Origin of the sequence: Promicromonospora sp. NPDC050880, from assembly GCF_044456525.1 — a bacterium.
Lineage (GTDB): Bacteria > Actinomycetota > Actinomycetes > Actinomycetales > Cellulomonadaceae > Promicromonospora.
Genome location: NZ_JBITFV010000015.1, coordinates 52,018 through 71,497 on the forward strand (window position 1 = coordinate 52,018; position 19,480 = coordinate 71,497).

Genomic DNA, 19,480 nt, shown 5'->3' on the forward strand with positions numbered 1-19,480 from the left:
CGCCCCCACACCCGCCACCTCAGGGAGCGGCAAGGATCACGCCCGCCATGGAGGGCGCGGACGGCGCACGCCGATACCCTGGGAACATGAGCTCCTCCTTCGCCTCGCAGCGGTTCAAGCCGTCCAACGCCGCCAAGCGTCTCGGCGTGTATCTGCCCGCCACGCCGCAGGAGTTCCAGGACACCCCGCTCACCCGTGCGGAGCTCGAGGAGCTGGAGACGAACCCGCCCGAGTGGCTGTCCGACCTGCGGCGCAACGGACCGCACCCGCGACCCGTCGTGGCGGGCCGGCTCGGCATCTCGATCGCGGGCCTGGCCCGCGGCGGTGTCACGGAGCCGCTCACCACCGAGCAGATCAACGAGCTGCGCGAGGACCCGCCGGAGTGGCTCGTCCGCGAGCGCGAGGTCGCCGCGCAGGTGCGCGCCGAGGAGGAGCGCCTGGAGGAGGCCCGCAAGGCGGCGGAGAAGAAGGCCCGTCCCGCGCGGTGAGCCCCGAGGCCGAGGCCGTCCTCGCGCAGCTGCGCCCGTACCCCGAGGACGGCACCCGTGCCGACGGCCCGGTGGCCGTCGACGCGACGGACCGGCTCCTGCTCGACGAGGCGGCCGGTCCGATCAGCGCCGGGACGGACCGTGTGGTGGTGATCGGGGACCGGTTCGGCGCCCTGAGCCTGGGCTGCCTGGCGCTGGGTGCCCGGCAGGTCGACGTGCAGACGGACGCGATCACCGCCGAGGCCGCGCTCGACGCCAACGGCCGGAGGGTGAACCGCACCCTCTGGGACGGGCACGTCGCGAACACGGCCGACCCGCACGACCCGGCCCCGCTGGGGATGACGGTGCACGACGCGCTGGCACCGGGGCTGCTCCGGGGAGCCCGGCTCGTGCTGCTCCAGCTTCCCCCGTCGCTGGCCGAGCTGACCGAGGTCGCCGAGCACGTGGCCCGGTACGCCGACCCGTCGGTGACGCTGCTCGCGGGTGGCCGGGTCAAGCACATGACGCACGCGATGAACGACGTGCTCGGCGCGTCGTTCGAGCAGGTCGGCGCATCACTCGCCCGGCAGAAGTCGCGGCTGCTGATCGCCCGCGGACCGCGGACCGCCGGCGGCCCGCTCACCTACCCCGTCACGGCCCGGATCGACGACCGCGAGGTGCTGCACGCCGCCACGCCACGCAGCACCGCCGGCGGCCGGACCGGTCCGGCGGCACTCACCGTCGTCGCGCACGGTGCCGCCTTCGCGGGCGCGGGTCTGGACCTGGGCACCCGGTTCCTCCTGGCGCAGGCCGACCGCTGGCCGGACCTGCCGAGCACCGGGACCGACGCCGCACCTGCCCGGCACCACCCGCCCGGTCTTCTCCGGGAGCCGGCGTCCTACGAGGTGCCGGACGACCGGCCCGTCGCCGTCGACCTGGGATGCGGCACCGGCATCCTCGCCACGGTGCTGGCGCTGCGCTTCCGGGGCAGCCATGTGATCGCCACCGACCGCAGCGCCGCGGCCTGCGCCTCCGCGCGCGCGACGCTCGCCGCGAACGGCGTCCGGGCCGCAGTGCTCCGGGACGACGCCGGATCCGAGCTCCCTGACGCCTGCGCGGACCTGGTGCTGCTCAACCCGCCGTTCCACGACCGGGCCGCGCTGAGCACCGACGCCGCGCACCGCATGTTCGCCACGGCGGGCCGCATCCTGCGGGACGGGGGCGAGCTGTGGACCGTCTTCAACACGCCGCTGCGGTACCGAGGTGCGCTGGAGCGCGCCGTCGGGCCGACAGAGCATATCGCCCAGAATCGCAAGTTCACCGTGACCCGGAGTGTGCGGAAACTACTTACTGATCTGTCAGTAGTCGACGGTTAGCCTGGCGGGGCGCCCGCCTGGGCGCATCCGCACGGCAGCATGCCCGGCCTGCGCCGGCCTGCCCCGAGCCGAAGGACCTGTCGATGAGGACACTCCGCACCACCCTGCGCGGCGCCGCCGTCGCGGCGGTCGCCGCATCGCTCGCGGCGGGAGCCGCAGTGACGGCGCTCCCAGCCACCGCGACGCCCGCCGCCGACGGGCAGGGCAAGGCCCTGGCCTCGGCCTCCGCGACAAAGGACACCGCGACGGCCCGCACGGCGCCGGAGGCCCAGGGCGCGCAGCACGGCCGGCACAAGCCGAAGCACAAGCCGAAGAAGGCGGCCGCCGATCCGGACTTCGGCCCCAACGTCACGTTCATCGACCCGAGCTGGTCCACCGACCGCATCAACGAGTTCCTCGACTCGGTGAACGACGAGGCGGAGTTCAGCCTCGACCGGCACCAGGTGTTCTTCGAGCCCGGCACGTACGGCAGCGCCGCCGGGCAGGACGACCCGGCCACGGCCACCGGCATCGTGAACGCCCAGGTGGGCTACTACGAGTCGATCGCAGGACTGGGCGCGCAGCCCGACGACGTCCACATCAACGGCGCGCTGCACGTGGAACCCGTGGTCGGCTGCCCCAACGAGCCCTGGGCGTGCGCCGACCCCGGATCGCTGACCCGCTTCTGGCGGTCGATCTCCAACATGGGCATCAACCCGATCCAGCGCCCGGTCGGCGAGGACGCGGCCCTGCCGTTCCCCGCGGGCGTGACCGAGCCGCACCAGATGCGGTTCGCCGTCTCCCAGGCGGCGCCCATGCGCCGCATGGACATCCAGGGCGACCTGACGATCTTCGGCCGGTACGGCGAGTTCGCCTCGGGCGGCTACCTCGCCAACTCGCGCGTCTCCGGCACCATCGTCTCCGGCTCCCAGCAGCAGTGGTTCACCCGCAACTCCGAGGTGGGCGCCTGGGACGGCGGCGTGTGGAACATGGTCTTCGCCGGGGTGCAGGGCGCACCGGCCACGAACTTCGGCCAGCCGGTGGGCGACAACGTCGGTGTGACGACGACCTTCGGCTCCACGCCGGTCAGCCGCGAGGCCCCGTTCCTGTACCGGGGCGACGACGGCGAGCTGTCGGTGTTCGTGCCGAACGCGAAGACCGACAGCAGCGGGACCGACTGGTCCACGGGGCCGGACGCCGGCCAGTCGATCGGGATCTCCGACTTCTACGTCGCCAAGGCGGGCACCGACGACGCCGCGTCGATCAACGCGGCGCTGGCCGGTGGCAAGAACCTCGTCCTGACGCCGGGCGTGTACGAGCTGGACGCGCCCCTGACCATCGACCGCGCCGACACCGTCGTGCTCGGCCTGGGCTACGCCTCGCTCACCCCGACCGCCGGCAACGCCGTCGTCGAGATCGGCGACGTGGCGGGCGTCAAGATCGCCGGCATCACGGCCGACGCCAACGTGCCCGAGTCCCAGAAGCTCATCCGGGTGGGCCCGCAGGGTGCCACCGTCTCCGACGCCGCCGACCCGACCACGCTGACCGACGTCTTCGTCCGCGTGGGCGGCCCCTGGGCGGGCAAGGCCGTCACCTCCATCGAGGTGAACAGCCCCGACACGCTCCTGGACCACATCTGGGCCTGGCGCGGCGACCACGGCAACGGCATCGGGTGGGACGTCAACACCGGCGCCCACGGCGTCGTCGTCAACGGTGACCGGGTCACCGCGACGGGCCTGTTCGTCGAGCACTACCAGGAGGAGCAGACGATCTGGAACGGTGAGGACGGGCAGACGATCTTCTACCAGAACGAGATCCCGTACGACGTGCCGAACCAGGGGGCGTGGATGGACGGCGACCGCCTCGGCTACGCCGCCTACCGGGTCGCCGACGACGTGCAGAACCACACCGCGACCGGCACCGGCACGTACTCGTTCTTCAACCAGGGCCAGGACATCCGCCTGGAGTCCGGCATCCAGGCGCCGGACGCCCCGGGCGTGACGTTCCGCTCGATGACCGCCATCTTCCTCAACGGCTCGGGCGGTATCAACCACGTCATCAACGACACGGGCGCCCCGGTCCAGCAGGGCACGCAGCGCTCCCAGGTGGTCACCTACCCGTAGAAACGGTTGAGTGCGGGATCTTCGCCCGTCTGGCACACGGAGAAGGGCGAAGATCCCGCACTCAACGAGGGGTCACTTGACCGCGACGACGTCCACCACGAAGACCAGGGTGTCCGTGCCGCCGATGCCCGCCTGCGGGACGCCGCGGGAGCCGTAGCCGTGCTCCGGCGGGATCGAGAGCAGCAGGCGCGAGCCGACGTTCTGGCCGACCATGCCCTTGTCCCAGCCGCCGATGACGGCGCCGACGCCGATCGGGAAGTCGATGGTGGTGCCGCGGTCGTACGAGTTGTCGAAGACGTGGCCGCCCCAGGTCTGGCCCAGGTAGTTCACCACGATGGTGCGCCCGGACTCGACGACCGGACCGTTGCCCTCGGAGAGCACCTTGACCTGCAGGCCGGCGGGTGCGTCACCCTCGGGGAAGGTCAGCTCCGGCTTGTCGCCGAAGCTGCCGGAGGCGGTAGGAAGCGTGGTCACGAGGATTGCCTCTCGCTCGGGGGACGCCGGGGTGCTCCCCGGCGCCGGTACCCGCCCACCCTATGCGGCCACCACGGCTGCCCGCGAAGCGACGGCGGCCTGCCGCAACGCCTCCAGCGCGGCGACGGCCGGCGGGGTGTGCGCGACGGCGTCCTGCACCACCGCGTAGATCGAACGCACCGGCGTGGGGCGCACCACCGGCACCGCGACCGTGCCGGCCGGCAGCTGGGCGGCACCCAGCTCGGGGAGCACCGTCAGGCCGATCCCTGCCTCGACGAACGCCACCGCCGTCGGGTAGTCGTGCGCCTCGACGTGGAAGGTGGGGCTGAAGCCCGCAGCGGTGCAGGCCTCCAGGAGGTTGCGGCGGCACCACCCGCGCGCGAAGTCGTTGTCGACCCACGACTCGTCCGCGAGCTCGGCCAGCTCGATCTCGTCCCGGCCGGCCAGCGGGTGGTTCCGTGAGAGCACGGCCACGTACGAGTCGTCGAGCAGGTGGTGCGCGGTGAAGCCGCTCCCGGCCTCGAACCCGGTCTGCGCGACCGCGACCTGGAGGTCGGCCCGGTCCTCGGTCTTGTCCGGGATGTGCTCGGCCAGCTCCAGGTCCAGGCGTACCCCGGGGAACCTCGTGGTGAGCACGCGGACGACGTCGGGCAGCCACGCCGAGCCCACCGACGCGAAGTAGGCGACCGACAGCGAGCCGGTGCGGCCGGCGCGCAGGTCGGCGATCATCGACTCGGCCTCGCCGAGCCGTTCGAGCACGCCGTCCGCCTGCGCGGCCAGGGCGTGCCCCGCGGCGGTCGGGCGGATGCCGCGACCGTGCCGGGCCAGGAGCTTGAGCCCCGTCTCCCGCTGGAGCGCGGACACGTGCTGGCTGACGGCGGACGGCGTGTAGCCGAGGTTGGCCGCCGCCGCGCCGATCGAGCCCGAGGCGACGACGGAGCGGAAGACACGAAGACGGTGGACGTCGAGCATGGCCCCACACTACAGCGAGACTGAATCCAGATGAAGGAAGAATCGCTGGTGCTTCACAGTGCTGTGGGGCGACCATCGCAGCATGACGAATACCACGGCCGACCGCCGCCAGACGCAGCCCGTCGACCCGGGCGCCCTGGCCGACATGACCAGTACCGCCGTAGCCGGCCGGCCGGCCGCCCGGGCACTCCTCGTGCCGGCGGCCGCCGCCGTGACGGTGGTGCTCTGGGGCTCGGCCTTCATCGGCATCCGCGCCGCCGGGTTCGACTACTCACCGGGCGCCCTGGCCCTCGGCCGGATCCTCGTGGGCACCCTCGCCCTGACCGTCATGGCGGGCCTGGCGGGCAAGCTCCGGCTGCCGCGGGGCCGGACGCTGGCCGGCGTCCTGGTCTGGGGCGTGCTCTGGTTCGGGCTCTACAACCTCGCCCTCAACGCCGCCGAGCGCACGCTCGACGCCGGCACGGCCTCCCTCCTGGTCGGGCTCGCACCGATCCTCATCGCGGTGTTCGCCGGGTTCACCCTCGGCGAGGGCTTCCCCGCACGGCTCCTGGCGGGCATCGGCATCGCGTTCGTGGGTGTGGCGGGCATCGCGCTGGCCACGTCCGGCGGGGCCTCGGACGGCGTGAGCGTCGCGCTCGGCCTGGCCGCCGCCCTCGTCTACGCCGGGAGCACCATCCTGCAGAAGCGCCTGCTGCCCCGCGTCGACTCGCTGACCATGACGTGGCTGGGCTGCCTCGCGGGAACGGTCGCGTGCCTTCCCTTCGCACCGGCGCTGCTGGAGGAGCTCGCGGCGGCCCCGGCGCCGGCCACCCTGAGCGTGGTGTACCTGGGCGTCTTCCCCACCGCGGTCGCCTTCGCGACCTGGGGTTACGCCCTCACGCGGACGACGGCGGGCCGGCTCGGTGCCGCGACGTACGCGGCCGCGCCGCTGGCTGTGCTCATGTCCTGGGCCCTGCTGGGCGAGGTGCCCGCCCCGGTCGCCCTGGTGGGCGGCGCGCTGTGCCTGACGGGTGTGCTGGTGGCGACCCTGCGGCTGCGGTGAGGGCCGGTGGTGCACCGATAAACCACGTAGGATTGCGCTCGAGATGAGCGCCCCATGACCACACCCAGAACGCCGCAGAAGCCCCGGGGCAGCGGCCGTCCGACCATCAGCGACGTCGCCGCGCTCGCCGGGGTCTCCCCGGGCGCGGTCTCGAAGGTGTTCAACGGCACGGGGCGTATCTCGGAGGCCACCGCGGAGCGCATCCGGGACGCCGCACGCAAGCTCAACTGGCGGCCCAACGCGGCGGCCATCGCCCTGCGCACGGCCCGCGCGCAGGCGATCGGCCTGGTGCTGAGCAGCGACTCGAAGGTGCCCGGTGTCGGCGCGGGGAACATGGACTTCATCTCGGGCATCGAGTCGGTGCTCACCCCGCGCGAGTACGGCCTGCTGCTGAACGTCTTCATCGCCGGTCAGCACGACGAGGGCCACTTCTACCGGACGCTCGCCGAGCGGCAGCGGATGGACGGGATCATCCTGACCAACTCCATGGTCGGCGACACCCGCCCGGAGCTGATGGCCCGGCTCGGCCTGCCGGCCGTACTGGTCGGCGCGCCCTGGAAGCCCGGCGCCATCGAGTACGTGGACGCCGACCCGCCGAGCGCGGGCATCGCCGAGACCGTCGACCACCTGGTGGGGCTGGGCCACGAGCGCATCGCGTACATCAGTGGGCCCAAGGACTTCGTGCTGCCGGTGCTGCGCCGCGAGGCGTTCGTGCAGCGGCTGGCCGAGCACGGGCGGCAGCCGCACGCCGTCGTCGCCCTCGAGTACTCGCCCGCCCGCGCCGCCGAGGAGACCACGGCGCTGCTGGCGGGCGCCGTCCGGCCGACGGCCATCCTGTACGGCACCGACACCATGGCGATCGCCGGGATGCGCACCATCCAGGCCGCCGGTCTGCGCGTGCCCGACGACATCTCGGTGGTCGGCTTCGAGGGCCTGACGCTGGGCGAGTGGGTGGACCCGCCGCTGACGACGGTCCAGCGGTTCGCCTTCCAGCGCGGGCGGGCCGCGGCGGCGAAGGTGCTCACCCTGCTGGGCGAGACGGTCGAGGAGCCGGTGCCGCTGGAGCGCCCGGCGCTGGTGGTCCGCGGCTCGACGGCTCCCCCGCCCCCGACATGACCATGCGTCTGCTGCCAGGACGGTGCGGTTCCTGGCAGCAGACGCATGGTCGTCCTGGGGCCGCCCCTACCAGGTCAGACGAAGGGCGGCCAGCTCGTGGACCGGGGGCAGACGGACGTCGAGACGCTGCCCGGACCGGGTCGCGTCGACCTCCTGCCACTGCGCGCCCTCCAGCGTCCGGACGGTGACCTTCCCCACCGGCAGGGGCCCGTCCGCGAGCGCCGCGACCCGGTCGAGGTCGACGGCCAGCCGGACGCCGTCGAGCGGGGAGACCCGCCGGCGCTGGCCGCGCATCATCATCGGGTCGGTCAGGTTGGCGGCGAGGACGGTGAACGACCGGTCGCCGGCCCACGTGGCGACGTCGAGCACGCCCGGGCCGTGCACCTCGACCGCCGCACCGCCGCCCAGGCCGCGGCGCACCGCGTTGCCGAGCAGGGTCAGGTGGTCGGCCTGGAGCGCCTGCCAGTACAGCTCGGTGGCGTTGAACCCGATCACGTCGACCCGGCCCGCGCCGAGGCGCGCACCGAACACGGCCGGCTCGGTGGGCTCCGACCGCGGGTAGACCTCTTCCATGGGCAGGTCGGGATGGTCGGGCACGAACCGCCAGGACACGTCGGACGTCCTGTCGAGCACGCCGAACCGCACCAGCCGCGTGCCACCCACGATCCGCTGCGCGTCCCCGAACCCGTCCTGGAGCGTGCCGCCCGGCTCCCGCCGCACGTAGTTGTTGCGCACGATGCCCTCGCGCCGCTCGGCGACCTCGACGCCCAGCAGCTCGGTCACGAGGGCCTGCCGCCCGACGACGTCGGGCCCGCCGCCCGTGAGCAGCAGCGACCCGCCGGCCTCGACGAACACCCGCAGGGCGTCCGCCGCCTCGGGCTCGATCGACGGCACCTCGGGCACGACGACGAGCCGGACGCCGGGCCGGGTCAGCGCGGTCAGCGACCCGGGGCCGACGTACTCGAACGGCACGCCCAGCTCGACCAGCGCCTGGTAGACCCCGGACGCCGCGTCGCGCACCCGCCGTGTCGCGGTGTGCTCGTCGGCGTCCCACACGAGCGTCTCGGCGGCGGGCCGCTCGTCCTCGCGCACGTCGGCCACCGCCCGGTGCAGCCCGAACGCCCGCTCGACGGCGGGGATCCAGCGTGGGTCGTGGATCCGGGCGGCGAACTTGGTGAACCACGGGAACGCCCCGTGCACGAACCCGTCGACGATCCACCCCGTGGTCTCGACCGCGGCGTTGACCGAGTCCTTCCAGCGGAAGTCGTGCAGCTCCGGGCCCACGGACGTGATGAGCCCGACCGGTTTGCCGGGGTGCAGCGCGCGCACGCGCTTCGCGTCCCGGCCCGCGGCCCACAGGGCCTCACCGTCGCCCCGCGCCTGGTGGTCCACCAGCAGGAACGGCACGGAGCGCGCGACGCGCGGCTCCAGGTCGGCGGCGGTGAACGACCCGAGGTTGGGCACGAAGCGCACCTCCGGTGCCACCTCCTGCACGGCCTTGTCCCAGTGCGCCACGAGGTCGCTGAGCCGGGAGCGCCGCCACGCCCGGTACGTCGCCCACGCCTCGCCGCCGGCCGGATCGGCCGCCCGCGGCAGGTCGCGGCCGGTCGCGGCCCGGTACTCCCGCGCCGTGGACTCGGTGTACCCGGGCCCGTGCCCCTGCCACCGGTTCGCGAACAGGGCGTCGACGTCGTAGTCCCGCGCGATCTCCCGCAGCACCTCGGTCGTCAGCTCCCAGCTGTACCCGCCGAACGCGTCGGTGAGGTAGATGCCGGGCATCGCCCAGTGCTCCAGGAGCTCGCCGTCCTCGGTCCGGGCGATCCACTCGGGCCGCTGGTCGACGACGTCCTGGTGCACCGCGTGCGGGTCGACCCGGGCCATGACGGCCATCCCGCGCGAGCGGGCCAGGTCCACCACCTCGCCGAGCAGGTCCCGGTCGCCGAGGTGCACGCTGCGGTGGTGCAGGCCGACCTTGGTCGGGTAGTAGGCGACGTAGCCGCCGGCGCTGATGCACACCGCCGTCGACGCCGTGCGGTCCATGACGTCGGCCCATGCGTCGAGGTCGAAGTCGAGCGGGTCGTTCTCCACGAAGGTGAGCTGGGTCCAGCGGAGCTCGCCGTCCAGTCGTGTGCGCACTGCCGTCATTTGATTCCCGTCGTCGCGATGCCCTTGATGATGTAGCGCTGAGCGAAGATGAAGAACAGGACGATCGGCACCAGCGAGACGAGCGACATCGCGAACATCGTGCCGATGCCGCTCTGCGTCTCGGTGTCGACCAGCGACTTCAGCGCCACCGGGACCGTGTACAGCTCGGTCCGGGTCAGGTACAGCAGCGGGCCGAAGTAGTCGTTCCACGTCCAGATGAAGGTGAAGATCGTCGTGGTGATCAGCGCGGGCTGCATCAGCGGCAGGATCACCGACCAGAAGATGCGGAAGGGCCCGGCGCCGTCGATCATCGCCGCCTGGTCCAGCTCGCGGGGCAGGGCCCGGATGAACTGCACCATGAGGAAGATGAACACCGCGTCGGTGGCCAGGAACTTGGGCAGCAGCAACGGGATGTAGGTGTTGATCCAGCCCAGCTCGGCGAACAGGATGTACTGCGGGATCACGAGCACGTGGAACGGCAGCATGATCGTCATCAGCGTGAGCGCCAGGTAGACCTTGTTCATGCGGAAGTTCAGGCGGGCCAGCGCGTAGGCCGTGAGCGAGCAGGAGAACAGGTTGCCGAGCACGGACCCGATGCCGATGAGCAGCGAGTTGCCCAGGAACAGCGAGAACGGGGAGCCGAGCGCGTTCCACCCGGCGCCGTAGTTGTCGAGCGTGATCTCGGTGGGGATCAGCCCGGTCTGCGACAGGATGAGGTTGCTCGGCTTGAACGAGCTCACGACCATCCACAGCAGCGGGTAGATCATGAGCAGCACGAACACCACGAGTACGGCGTGCCGCACCAGGCGGCTCGCGGTCGAGGTTCGGACGGTGGCAGCCATCATTCGTCTCCGTAGTAGACCCAGCGCCGCGACACGATGAAGTTCGCGGCGGTGGCGGCGGCGATGACCAGGAGCAGCACCCACGCCATCGCGGACGCGTACCCCATGTCGAAGTTCACGAAGCCGCGCTGGTAGATGTAGAGCGTGTAGAAGAGCGTCGAGTCGAGCGGGCCGCCGCTGCCGCCGCTGACCACGTGCGCCTGCGTGAAGGCCTGGAACGCGCCGATCATCTGCAGGATGAGGTTCAGGAAGATGATCGGGGTGAGCAGCGGGATGGTGATCGACCAGAACCGCCGCACGCGGCCGGCGCCGTCGATCATCGAGGCCTCGTAGAGCTCCTCGGGGATCTGCCGCAGGCCCGCCAGGAAGATGACCATCGGGGAGCCGAAGGTCCACACGTTGAGCACCACCAGGGTGGACAACGCCAGAGACGGGTCCTGCAACCAGGAGCCGAGCTCGATGCCGAACCAGCCCAGGACCTGGTTGACCAGGCCGTTCTCCCCGAAGATCTGCCGCCACAGGATCGCGATCGCCACGCTGCCGCCGAGCAGCGACGGCAGGTAGAACGCGCTGCGGTAGAGCGACAGACCGCGCAGCCCCTTGTCGAGCACGACCGCCAGGAACAGCGCGAACCCGAGCTGCAGGGGCACCGACACCAGCACGTACACGAGCGTCACGCGGACGGCGGCCCAGAACCGCTCGTCGCCCGCCATGCGCACGAAGTTGTCCAGGCCGATGAACTGCGGCGCGGTCAGCAGGTCGTAGTCCGTGAACGCCAGCACGGCGGAGGCGACGAGCGGGCCCGCGGTGACCCCGATCATCCCGATCATCCAGGGCAGCAGGAAGATGTGGGCCACCAGCCCCTGGCCGCGCCGGACGCCCGTGGGCTTGGCCCCGGCGCGCCGCGTCCCGGCGGCGCCGGGCGCCCCCCGCGCCCGGCGCCCGGTGTCCTTCGACGTCGTGACGGTCATCATGCCCCCGCGATCTCGCCCTCGACGGCCTCGACGAAGGCCGCCGCGGCATCGGGGACCGTCGCCTGGCCCAGCGTCACCTTCTCGAGCTCGCGGATCATCAGGTCGCGCCAGCTCCCCGACCCGGCGGGGGCCTCGAACCGCGGGCGCTGCTCCGTCCCGGCGATCTCGCGGGTGATGGCGATGACCTTCTGCTCGTCGGGCGTCGCGTCGGGCTCGTACTGGTCGAGCAGGTCCGCGTTCGGCGGGGCCCCGGACGACAGGCCGACCAGGCTGAGCAGCTCGGGCGAGTTGAGGTTGAAGCTCATCAGCGCCGCGGCCGCCTCGACGCGGTCGTCCGGCACCCCGGAGTACATCGCGAACCGGCTGTAGTAGGTGAAGTGGTAGCCGGCCGCGGCGTCCTCGGCCGCCGGCACGTCGCGCTGGTCGAAGGTGTAGTCGGGGAAGGCCTGGGCCTCGTCCACGATGTGGTTCGAGTTGGCGAAGGTGAGCAGCACCTTCTCGCCCACCTGGGACCACGACGGCTCGATGCCGTCCTGCTCGCTCACACTCGTGGTCGCACCGGCGAGCCGCAGCTTCTCCCACCAGTCGATCCACGCGGCCACGCCGTCCACGCTGGCCCCGAGCCTGCCGTCCTCGGTCCACAGGTCCTCGCCGCGCTGCCGCAGGAACGACTCGAACGGCATGTCGTGGTACGGGCCGTAGGTGGTGCCCTTGCGGCCGCCCGCGTTGTCCTTCGCGTAGTCCACGAGGAACTCGGCGAGGTTGTCCCAGGTGAGCTGCTCGGGCAGCGTCACGCCGTCCTCGTCGAGGAACGTGGTGTTGTAGCGCACCACCGGGCTGAAGATCGACTTGGGCAGCGTGTTCAGCTCGCCGCCGAGCCGGAACGTCTCCACCTGGTCGGCGCCGAACGCACTCAGGTCCAGGCCGTCGATGCCGTCGAGGTTCCGGTACAGCCCCGCGTCACGGTAGGTCAGCACGGCGGGCGACGGGATCCAGAAGACGTCGGGCACGTCGCGCGCCGCCATCTGGGTGGTCATGCGCTCCTGGTAGGCGTCGTAGTCGCCGAACTCCGGGGCGACCTTGATGTCCGGGTGCTCGGCGGTGAACGCGTCCAGGGCCTTCAGGTAGGCCTGCTGGCGGTCGGCGCCGCCCCACCAGGCGAAGCGGACGGAGCCGTTCCCGCCGGAACCGGAGGGGCCGCAGCCCACGAGCGACATGGCGGCGAGCGAGAGCGCCCCCACTCCGGTCCAGGTCAGGAACGACCGTCGGGTGAGATCTGACATGGTGTCCTTCTTTCGGGTACGTCGTTGTACGGATTTCTGCGGCGTCGCAGGGGGCGCGATGCCAGGTGTCAGGGCAGGCGCCCGACGTCGACGACGTTGCGCAGCGGGCGCCGCGCGAGCCATCGGTCCAGGTTGTCGAGGAAGATCGCCGTGCCGCGGTCCGCGGTGGAGGGCGTCGTCGCCCCGTTGTGCGGGGTGATGATCGTGCGGGGCAGGTCCCACAGCGGGGAGTCGGGGGGCAGGGGCTCCGTGGCGTGCGCGTCCAGGCCCGCCCCGGCGATGACGCCGTCGCGCAGGGCCGTGACCAGGTCCGGCTCGCGCACGATCCCGCCGCGCGAGACGACCACGAGGTGCCCCTCGGACCCCAGCGCGCGCAGGGTCCCCAGGCCGATCGCCCCGGACGTCTCCGCGGTGAGGGGCGCGGCCACGACGAGGAAGTCGCTCATGGCCGCCAGCTCGTCCACGGCGTCCGGGGGCAGCATGCGGTCCACGGGGTCGTCGGGTCCGGCGGGCCGACGGCGCAGCCCCACCACGTCCATGCCGAAGGCCCGGGCCCGCACCGCGAGCTCGCGCCCGACGTTGCCGTACCCGTAGACGCCGACCGTGCGGCCGTGCAGCTCGTCGTGCGTGAACCGGTCCCAGCGGCGCTCCCGCTGCGCCTCCGCCCAGCGCGGGGCCTGGCGGCCCAGCATCATCATGAGCATCAGCGCCTGCTCGGCCAGCGGGATGGCACCGTTGCCGGCCGAGGACGTGACGGTCACGGCGTCGTCCGGCGCCGTCGCGCGACCGCGCAGCGCGGGCCCGACGTCGCCCTCCACGCCGGCCGCCCACGAGTGCACCCACGCCAGGTGCGGCATGCGGGCGACCTCCGCGTCGGTGAGCCGCCCGGTCGCGACGGTCGCGGCGGACAGCGCGTCGGCGTCGTCCGGCGCGGCCACGACGACGCCGGGGTGCGCCGCGCGCACCGCCGCCACGACCCGGTCGCGCTGGCCGCCCCGGACGACGATCACGTCAGCCACGTGCGCCACCCCCGTCCTCGACCACGACCACCTCGAGCTCGGCCACCGTAGCGAGCCGCACGACCAGGTCGTCGCCGTCGTCCACGACCGTGGCCGCGCCCGCGAGCGCCCGCGCGGGCCGCCCGGCCAGGCCCGTCAGCCGCAGCACGGCGCCGTGCACCGGGACGGCCGGGCCGTAGCCGTTGTCGCGCCGGCCCGAGTGGTTGAGCAGGTGCACGACCAGCCCGGCGGCCGACCGGCCGACGACCACCTCGATCTGCTCCGGCCCCTCCAGCACGACCGGCCGGTCCCCGAGCCGCTCGGTGACGAGGTCGACCACGAGGTCGCGCAGCACGGTGAGCCCGGTGTCCCGGTAGGCCGTACCGGCCACCCAGGGGAGCTGGACCACCGTGCCGGCCCCGTGGTCGCGGACCCCGCCGACGCCTTCGTGGCCCGGCACGTGGCCGTACGCCTTCTCCGGCGGGCCGTACGGGGCGCTCTCCACGAGGCGGTGCCGCGGTGCGGCGTCCGCCCGCCAGGCCAGCCGGTGGTGACGGCCGTGCCGGGGCGCGACGCGCGTGCCCTCGACGGCGGCGGCCCCCGCGTCCGGTTCGAGCTGGACGTAGCTGGACTTCAGGACGTCCCGGTCGGCGTCCACCCCGGTCACCCGCAGGCCGGGGAACCAGTCGAGCACCGAGCCGTCGGGGGCGATGCCGCTGCGCCCGGTGGCCACCACGCAGCCGCCCGCCCGGACGTACCCGTCGAGCGCGTCGGCGGCGCCGGGCGGCAGGGACGGCAGGTCGGGCAGCACGAGCACCCGGAACCGGTCGAGCGACAGCCTCTCCAGGGCGGCCACGGGCACGACGTCGAACGGCACGTGCCGCTCGACCAGCGCCGTCAGCACGCCCCGGTGCTCGGCGACGCCGGTGCCGAACCGGCCGTCGTCGTCCAGCGGGTCGGGGCGGACCAGACCCACCTCGGCGGCGGGCGCCAGCCCCGTGTACACGTCGCGGTGGTCGCGGTGGAACCGGGTGACCGTGGCCGCGGCCTCCAGCCCGTCGTAGGCGATCCGGCCGGTCGGGCCCATGATGTAGGTCGACGGGTTGGCGCCGCGCGCGACGGCCTGGGCGAGGTACTGGCCCAGCATCTCGGGCTGCTCGCCGGCGAGCCGGTAGGGCATGTCCCAGAACGCGACGGCGTTGACCATGACCGGCTTGCCGGGCTGCGCCGAGCGCAGGGCGCTGACGGCCTCCCCCGTCGCGTACGGCCACAGCGTGCGCCCGATCGCGTTGTTCGCCTCGTGGAACAGCACGTCGGCGGCGGTGCCGAGGATCAGCGCGGCGTCGGGCCGGCGGGCGGCGATGTGCGCCCGGACCCGGGCGGTGAGCGCGTCGATGGTCGCGGCGGCGTAGCCGCGCCACTCGCGGTAGTGCTCGTCGCCCGCGCGGTCGGGCAGGCGGTCCAGCCCGGTGTGCGCGCGGAACCCGGCCACGCAGGCGGCGCAGTGGCAGACGCCGTGCACGCGGCCCGCGTAGTCGACCTCGTTGAACCCGAACCAGTTGAAGAAGAACCCGTCCACCTCGTAGCGGTCGAGCACCTCGTCGAGCACGTCGAAGATCTGCCGCTGGTAGTACCCGGCGCTGGGGCACACGCTGACCAGCCCCTCGAACTCCTGGCGCCCGCCCGTGGGCGAGACGTAGAGCCACTCCGGGTGGGCGTCGGCGATCGCGGGCGCGACCTTGGAGAAGTCCATCCGGGCGAGCAGCCGCACGCCCCGCCGCCGCGCGGCGGCCAGGGCGTCACCGACCAGGTCGCCGCCGGGCCGCTGCGCCAGGTACGGGTTGCGCGTCTGCACGTCGAGCCCGGTCGGGTAGTGCGAGAGGATGCCGCCCACGTTGAGCAGCCAGACGTTCGCGCCGTGCCCCTGGACCGCGTCGAGGGTGCGCTCCACGTCGAGCCCGGCGTCGATCTCGCGCAGGTTCGTCTGGAACACCTGGAAGGGCTCGTGCCACCACCCGGCCCGGACCTGCTCCTGCGTGCCCGTGGTCTGTGTGGTCAGGCTCATCGCGTCACCGTCCCCGGTGTCGTGCTCGGTGTCGTCCCGTTGAGCTCGCGGGCGAGCGCCACGAGAGCGGAGTGGTCGAGCCCGCCGTCCCCCCGCTGCACCAGGGACTGGACGAGCCGGCCGACCAGGCCCGTGACGGGCAGGACGGCGCCGCGCGCCCGGGCGGCACCCTCCACGATGCCGAGGTCCTTGTGGTGCAGGTCGAGGCGGAACCCCGGTGCGAAGTCGCCGGCGAGCACGCCGTCGGCCTTGCGGTCGATGACGGTGCTGCCCCCGAGGCCGCGTGCGATGACCGAGAGCCCGGTGGCGACGTCGGCGTCGTGGGCCTCCAGGAAGACGACCGCCTCGGCGAGCGCCTGCAGGTGGGTGGCCACCACGAGCTGGTTGGCGGCCTTGACGACCTGCCCGGCGCCGGCGTCACCGACGCGCACGACGGTGGTGCCCATGGCGCCGAGCAGGTCGCGCCAGCGCTCGACCGTGTCCGCCGGCCCGCCGACCATGATGGACAGGGCACCCTCGCGGGCACCGGCCTCGCCGCCGGACACGGGTGCGTCGAGTACGTCGTGCCCCGCGGCCGTGAACCGCTCGGCGATCTCCCGGGCGCCCGCGGGCTCGATGGTGCTCATGTCGATGTAGGCGCCCTGCGGTGCGAGGTGGTCGAGCACGCCGTCGGGGCCGAGGGCCACGGCCCGCACGTCCGGGGTGTCGGGCAGCATGGTGATCACCACGTCCGCCCCCCGGACCGCCTCGGCGACCCCACCGACGACGGGTACCCCCAGCTCCGCGGCCCGCTCCCGGCCTGCGGCACCGCGGCTGAACGCCCGCACCTCATGGCCGGCACGCACCAGGTTCGCCGCCATCGGACGCCCCATCACACCGAGCCCGACAAAGCCCACGACTGCCATACGACCGAACTCCTTCGTTCGATGATCCATCGATTGATCACGTCTGCGCGTCCAGTGAATCAGGACTGGCCTGACGAAGGGTATTTCGATATACCTGTCTCGGTCAATGCCGACGATCGGAGTACGAGATGCCCAGGTTCGCCGCCAACGTGTCCTTGCTGTTCAGCGAGGTGCCGCTGCCGGAACGGTTCCGCCATGCCCGCGACGCGGGGTTCGAGGCCGTCGAGTGCTGGTGGCCGTTCGCCACCCCCGACCCGGACGCCGCGCAGGTGGGGGCGTTCGTCGACGCCCTGGCCGCGGCGGACGTCCGGCTCACCGGCCTCAACCTCTGGGCGGGTGACATGCCCGGCGGTGAGCGCGGCGTCATCTCCCACCCGGACCGGGCCGACGAGCTGCGGCGCAACCTCGCGGTGCTGCGGTCGATCGTCGGGGCGACCGGCTGCGACCGGGTCAACGCGCTGTACGGGCAGCGCCTGCCGGACGTCCCGGCGGCCGTCCAGGACGAGACGGCGACCCGGCACCTCCGGCTCGCCGCCGACACCCTGGCCGACGCCGGCGTCACGGTCCTGGTCGAGCCGCTGACCCGCGGCGAGAACGGCGACTACCCCATCCTGACCCTCGACGACGCGCGGGCGGTCGCCGACCGCGCGGGCGACGGCGTCGGCGTGCTCTTCGACGCCTACCACCTGCACAACAACGGCGCCGACGTGGTGGCGGACATCGCACGGCACGGCGCCACGGTCGACCACGTGCAGATCGCCGACTCCCCGGGCCGCGGCGAACCGGGCACGGGCACCATCGACTACCCGGCCTTCTTCGACGCGCTGGACGCGAGCGGCTACCCGGGCTGGACGGGCTGCGAGTACCGCCCGACCACCGCCGACCACCTCACCTGGCTGACCCGTTGAGTCAGGGCAGGGCGGCGGCCTTGGCCGTCAGGACCGCGCGTTCCGGCGTGTTGGTGCACAGGGCCGCCGCACGAAGATATTCCGCCCGGGCCTCTGCCGGGCGGCCCAGGCGGGCCAGCAGCTCGCCGCGGACGCCCGGCAGCAGATGGGAACCCTGCAGCACACGGCGGTCGACCAGGTCGTCCACGACCCGCAGCCCCAGCTCGGGTCCGCGGGCCATCGCCACGGCGACCGCACGGTTCAGGTCCACCACGGGCGACGGCGCGATGCGGCCGAGCGCCTCGTAGAGCACCACGACCCGCTCCCAGTCCGTGCCGGGCACGGAGGGGGCCACCGCGTGGCACTCGGCGATCGCCGCCTGCAGCGCGTAGGCCCCCATCCCGGCCGGGCCGGCGGCGCGGCGCAGCGCCGCCCGACCCCGGGTGATCGCCGAGCGGTCCCAGCGCCGCCGGTCCTGGTCCTCCAGCAGGACCGGCTCCCCCGCCGGGCCCGTCCGGGCGGGGAACCGGGCGGCGGTCAGCTCCAGGAGCGCGAGCAGGCCGAACGTCTCGGGCTCGGGGGCGAGCCGGGCGAGCACGCGTGCCAGGCGCACGGCCTCGCGGGCCAGGTCGTGCCGGATCCAGTCGTCGCCCGACGTCGCCGAGGAACCCTCGGTGAAGATCACGTACAGCACCCCGCGCACCGACGAGAGCCGCTGCGCCCGGTCCGCGCCGTCGGGCACCTCGAACGGGACCCGGGCCGCCGCGATCGTCTTCTTGGCGCGGGTGATGCGCGCCTGGACCGTCGCGACGGGCACCAGGAACGCCCGGGCGATCTCCTCGCTCGTCAGGCCGCCCATGACACGCAGGGTCAGCGCGATCCGCGCCTCCCGGGACAGCACCGGGTGACAGGACACGAACATGAGCGCGAGCACGTCGTCGTCGATGCGCCCGGGCTCGAGCAGATCGGGTGCAGAACCCGGGTCACCTGCGAGAACACCCGTGCCGGGCGTCGGCCCGCCTGTCACGACCTCCCCCTCGGCGAGGCCGTGCGCCAGCACCGCGTAGCGCTCGTCGCGCCCGGCCCGGCGCCGGTAGGCGTCGATCGCCCGGCGCCGGGCCGTGGTGACGAGCCACGCCGCGGGGTCACGCGGCGTGCCGTCACGGGGCCAGGAGACGAGCGCCTCGGCGAGCGCCTCCTGAGCCACGTCCTCGGCGAGCTCGAAGTCCCGGGTGTAGCGGGTGAGCGCGCCGACGATGCGCGCGGACTCGATGCGCCAGACCGCCTCGACCGCCCGTCGTGCCGCGTCGTCGTCCATCGCGCTCCCTTCCGTCCTCTGCCCTCGGGCTCAGAGCTGGCCCGTGGACTCGCGCCAGTCCCGCTCCTTCTGGATGTACTCGTCGTCCTGCGGGAACTGGTCCATCTCGGTCACCTTGCGGATCTCCGCCTTGCTGCCCGGGCCGGCCAGCGGGGCCCGCCTGGCCCACTCGACCGCCTCCTCCTTGGAGGCCACCTCCAGGATCCAGAAGCCGCTGAACAGCTCCTTGGTCTCGCCGTAGGGCCCGTCGGTCACGACGGGCGTCTCGGACGAGTAGTCCACGACCACGGAGTCCGCGGCGTCCTCCAGGCCCTCACCGGCCACCAGCACGCCCGCCTGGATCATCTCCTGGTTGAACCGGCCCATGTCGGCCACGATCTTCTGGAAGTCCATCTGCTCGTAGGCGGCCACGGTCTCGTCGGTCCCGCGCATGATGAGCATGTACTTCGGCATGGTCTCTTCTCCCTGTTCGTCACGGCCCCCTCGACGGGACCTTCTCACTCACAGGTCGAAC

At 73.1% G+C, this 19,480-nt stretch carries 17 protein-coding genes; 6 read left to right on the plus strand and 11 right to left on the minus strand.

The genetic code is table 11. The features are described 5' to 3' along the window. Window positions 1–86: 86 nt before the first annotated feature. The 3 genes from ACIBBF_RS20525 (at window position 87) to ACIBBF_RS20535 (ending at window position 3,945) form a co-directional block, all read left to right on the plus strand. A complete protein-coding gene (locus ACIBBF_RS20525; RefSeq protein ID WP_397417001.1) occupies window positions 87–488 on the plus strand; it encodes a DUF5997 family protein in 402 nt (133 codons plus the stop codon). Continuing rightward, a complete protein-coding gene (locus ACIBBF_RS20530; RefSeq protein ID WP_397417003.1) occupies window positions 485–1,843 on the plus strand; it encodes a class I SAM-dependent methyltransferase in 1,359 nt (452 codons plus the stop codon). The genes ACIBBF_RS20525 and ACIBBF_RS20530 overlap by 4 nt, the downstream gene beginning before the upstream one ends. A gap of 83 nt (window positions 1,844–1,926) precedes the next feature. Continuing rightward, window positions 1,927–3,945: an adenylyl cyclase gene (locus ACIBBF_RS20535; protein WP_397417005.1), complete on the plus strand. Its 2,019-nt coding sequence runs from the start codon at window positions 1,927–1,929 to the stop codon at window positions 3,943–3,945. Window positions 3,946–4,017: 72 nt separating this feature from the next. Here the strand turns inward: ACIBBF_RS20535 and ACIBBF_RS20540 are convergent, their stop codons facing one another. Beyond that, on the minus strand, window positions 4,018–4,419 hold the full coding sequence (locus tag ACIBBF_RS20540) for an FKBP-type peptidyl-prolyl cis-trans isomerase (RefSeq protein WP_397417007.1): 402 nt from the start codon (window positions 4,417–4,419) through the stop codon (window positions 4,018–4,020). A gap of 60 nt (window positions 4,420–4,479) precedes the next feature. After that, window positions 4,480–5,391, minus strand: a complete 912-nt coding sequence (locus ACIBBF_RS20545; protein ID WP_397417009.1) for a LysR family transcriptional regulator — start codon at window positions 5,389–5,391, stop codon at window positions 4,480–4,482. 82 nt (window positions 5,392–5,473) lie between these two features. Here ACIBBF_RS20545 and ACIBBF_RS20550 point away from each other — a divergent pair, with 82 nt between their 5' ends. Beyond that, the gene (locus ACIBBF_RS20550) at window positions 5,474–6,433 is read left to right on the plus strand and encodes a DMT family transporter (RefSeq protein ID WP_397417012.1); all 960 of its coding nucleotides are present in this window, start codon (window positions 5,474–5,476) and stop codon (window positions 6,431–6,433) included. A 54-nt stretch (window positions 6,434–6,487) separates the two neighbouring features. Continuing rightward, window positions 6,488–7,549 (plus strand): LacI family DNA-binding transcriptional regulator, encoded by a 1,062-nt coding sequence (locus ACIBBF_RS20555; protein ID WP_397417014.1) that lies wholly within the window; start codon window positions 6,488–6,490, stop codon window positions 7,547–7,549. 66 nt (window positions 7,550–7,615) lie between these two features. On the opposite strand, the gene ACIBBF_RS20560 is transcribed toward ACIBBF_RS20555, so the two are convergent. The 7 genes from ACIBBF_RS20560 to ACIBBF_RS20590 form a co-directional block, all read right to left on the minus strand. After that, window positions 7,616–9,685, minus strand: coding sequence for an alpha-amylase family protein (locus ACIBBF_RS20560; protein WP_397417017.1), 2,070 nt, complete (start codon window positions 9,683–9,685; stop codon window positions 7,616–7,618). A gap of 5 nt (window positions 9,686–9,690) precedes the next feature. Further along, the gene (locus ACIBBF_RS20565) at window positions 9,691–10,536 is read right to left on the minus strand and encodes a carbohydrate ABC transporter permease (protein ID WP_397417020.1); all 846 of its coding nucleotides are present in this window, start codon (window positions 10,534–10,536) and stop codon (window positions 9,691–9,693) included. After that, window positions 10,536–11,507, minus strand: coding sequence for a carbohydrate ABC transporter permease (locus ACIBBF_RS20570; protein ID WP_397417149.1), 972 nt, complete (start codon window positions 11,505–11,507; stop codon window positions 10,536–10,538). The genes ACIBBF_RS20565 and ACIBBF_RS20570 overlap by 1 nt, the downstream gene beginning before the upstream one ends. Next, the gene (locus ACIBBF_RS20575; protein ID WP_397417023.1) at window positions 11,507–12,793 is read right to left on the minus strand and encodes an ABC transporter substrate-binding protein; all 1,287 of its coding nucleotides are present in this window, start codon (window positions 12,791–12,793) and stop codon (window positions 11,507–11,509) included. Before ACIBBF_RS20575 ends, ACIBBF_RS20570 begins: the two co-directional genes overlap by 1 nt. 68 nt (window positions 12,794–12,861) lie before the next feature. Then, entirely contained in the window at window positions 12,862–13,812 is a 951-nt protein-coding gene (locus ACIBBF_RS20580; protein WP_397417025.1) for a D-2-hydroxyacid dehydrogenase, read from the minus strand. Continuing rightward, window positions 13,805–15,856, minus strand: coding sequence for a beta-galactosidase trimerization domain-containing protein (locus ACIBBF_RS20585; RefSeq protein WP_397417027.1), 2,052 nt, complete (start codon window positions 15,854–15,856; stop codon window positions 13,805–13,807). The genes ACIBBF_RS20580 and ACIBBF_RS20585 overlap by 8 nt, the downstream gene beginning before the upstream one ends. Then, the gene (locus ACIBBF_RS20590; RefSeq protein WP_397417030.1) at window positions 15,853–16,791 is read right to left on the minus strand and encodes an NAD(P)-dependent oxidoreductase; all 939 of its coding nucleotides are present in this window, start codon (window positions 16,789–16,791) and stop codon (window positions 15,853–15,855) included. The genes ACIBBF_RS20585 and ACIBBF_RS20590 overlap by 4 nt, the downstream gene beginning before the upstream one ends. 98 nt (window positions 16,792–16,889) lie before the next feature. Between ACIBBF_RS20590 and ACIBBF_RS20595 the strand changes: the two genes are divergently transcribed. Continuing rightward, window positions 16,890–17,669: a hydroxypyruvate isomerase family protein gene (locus ACIBBF_RS20595; protein WP_397417032.1), complete on the plus strand. Its 780-nt coding sequence runs from the start codon at window positions 16,890–16,892 to the stop codon at window positions 17,667–17,669. A gap of 1 nt (window position 17,670) precedes the next feature. On the opposite strand, the gene ACIBBF_RS20600 is transcribed toward ACIBBF_RS20595, so the two are convergent. Further along, window positions 17,671–18,966: an RNA polymerase sigma factor gene (locus tag ACIBBF_RS20600; RefSeq protein ID WP_397417035.1), complete on the minus strand. Its 1,296-nt coding sequence runs from the start codon at window positions 18,964–18,966 to the stop codon at window positions 17,671–17,673. A 30-nt stretch (window positions 18,967–18,996) separates the two neighbouring features. Further along, window positions 18,997–19,419, minus strand: a complete 423-nt coding sequence (locus ACIBBF_RS20605) for a YciI family protein (RefSeq protein WP_397417037.1) — start codon at window positions 19,417–19,419, stop codon at window positions 18,997–18,999. Window positions 19,420–19,480 lie beyond the last annotated feature (61 nt).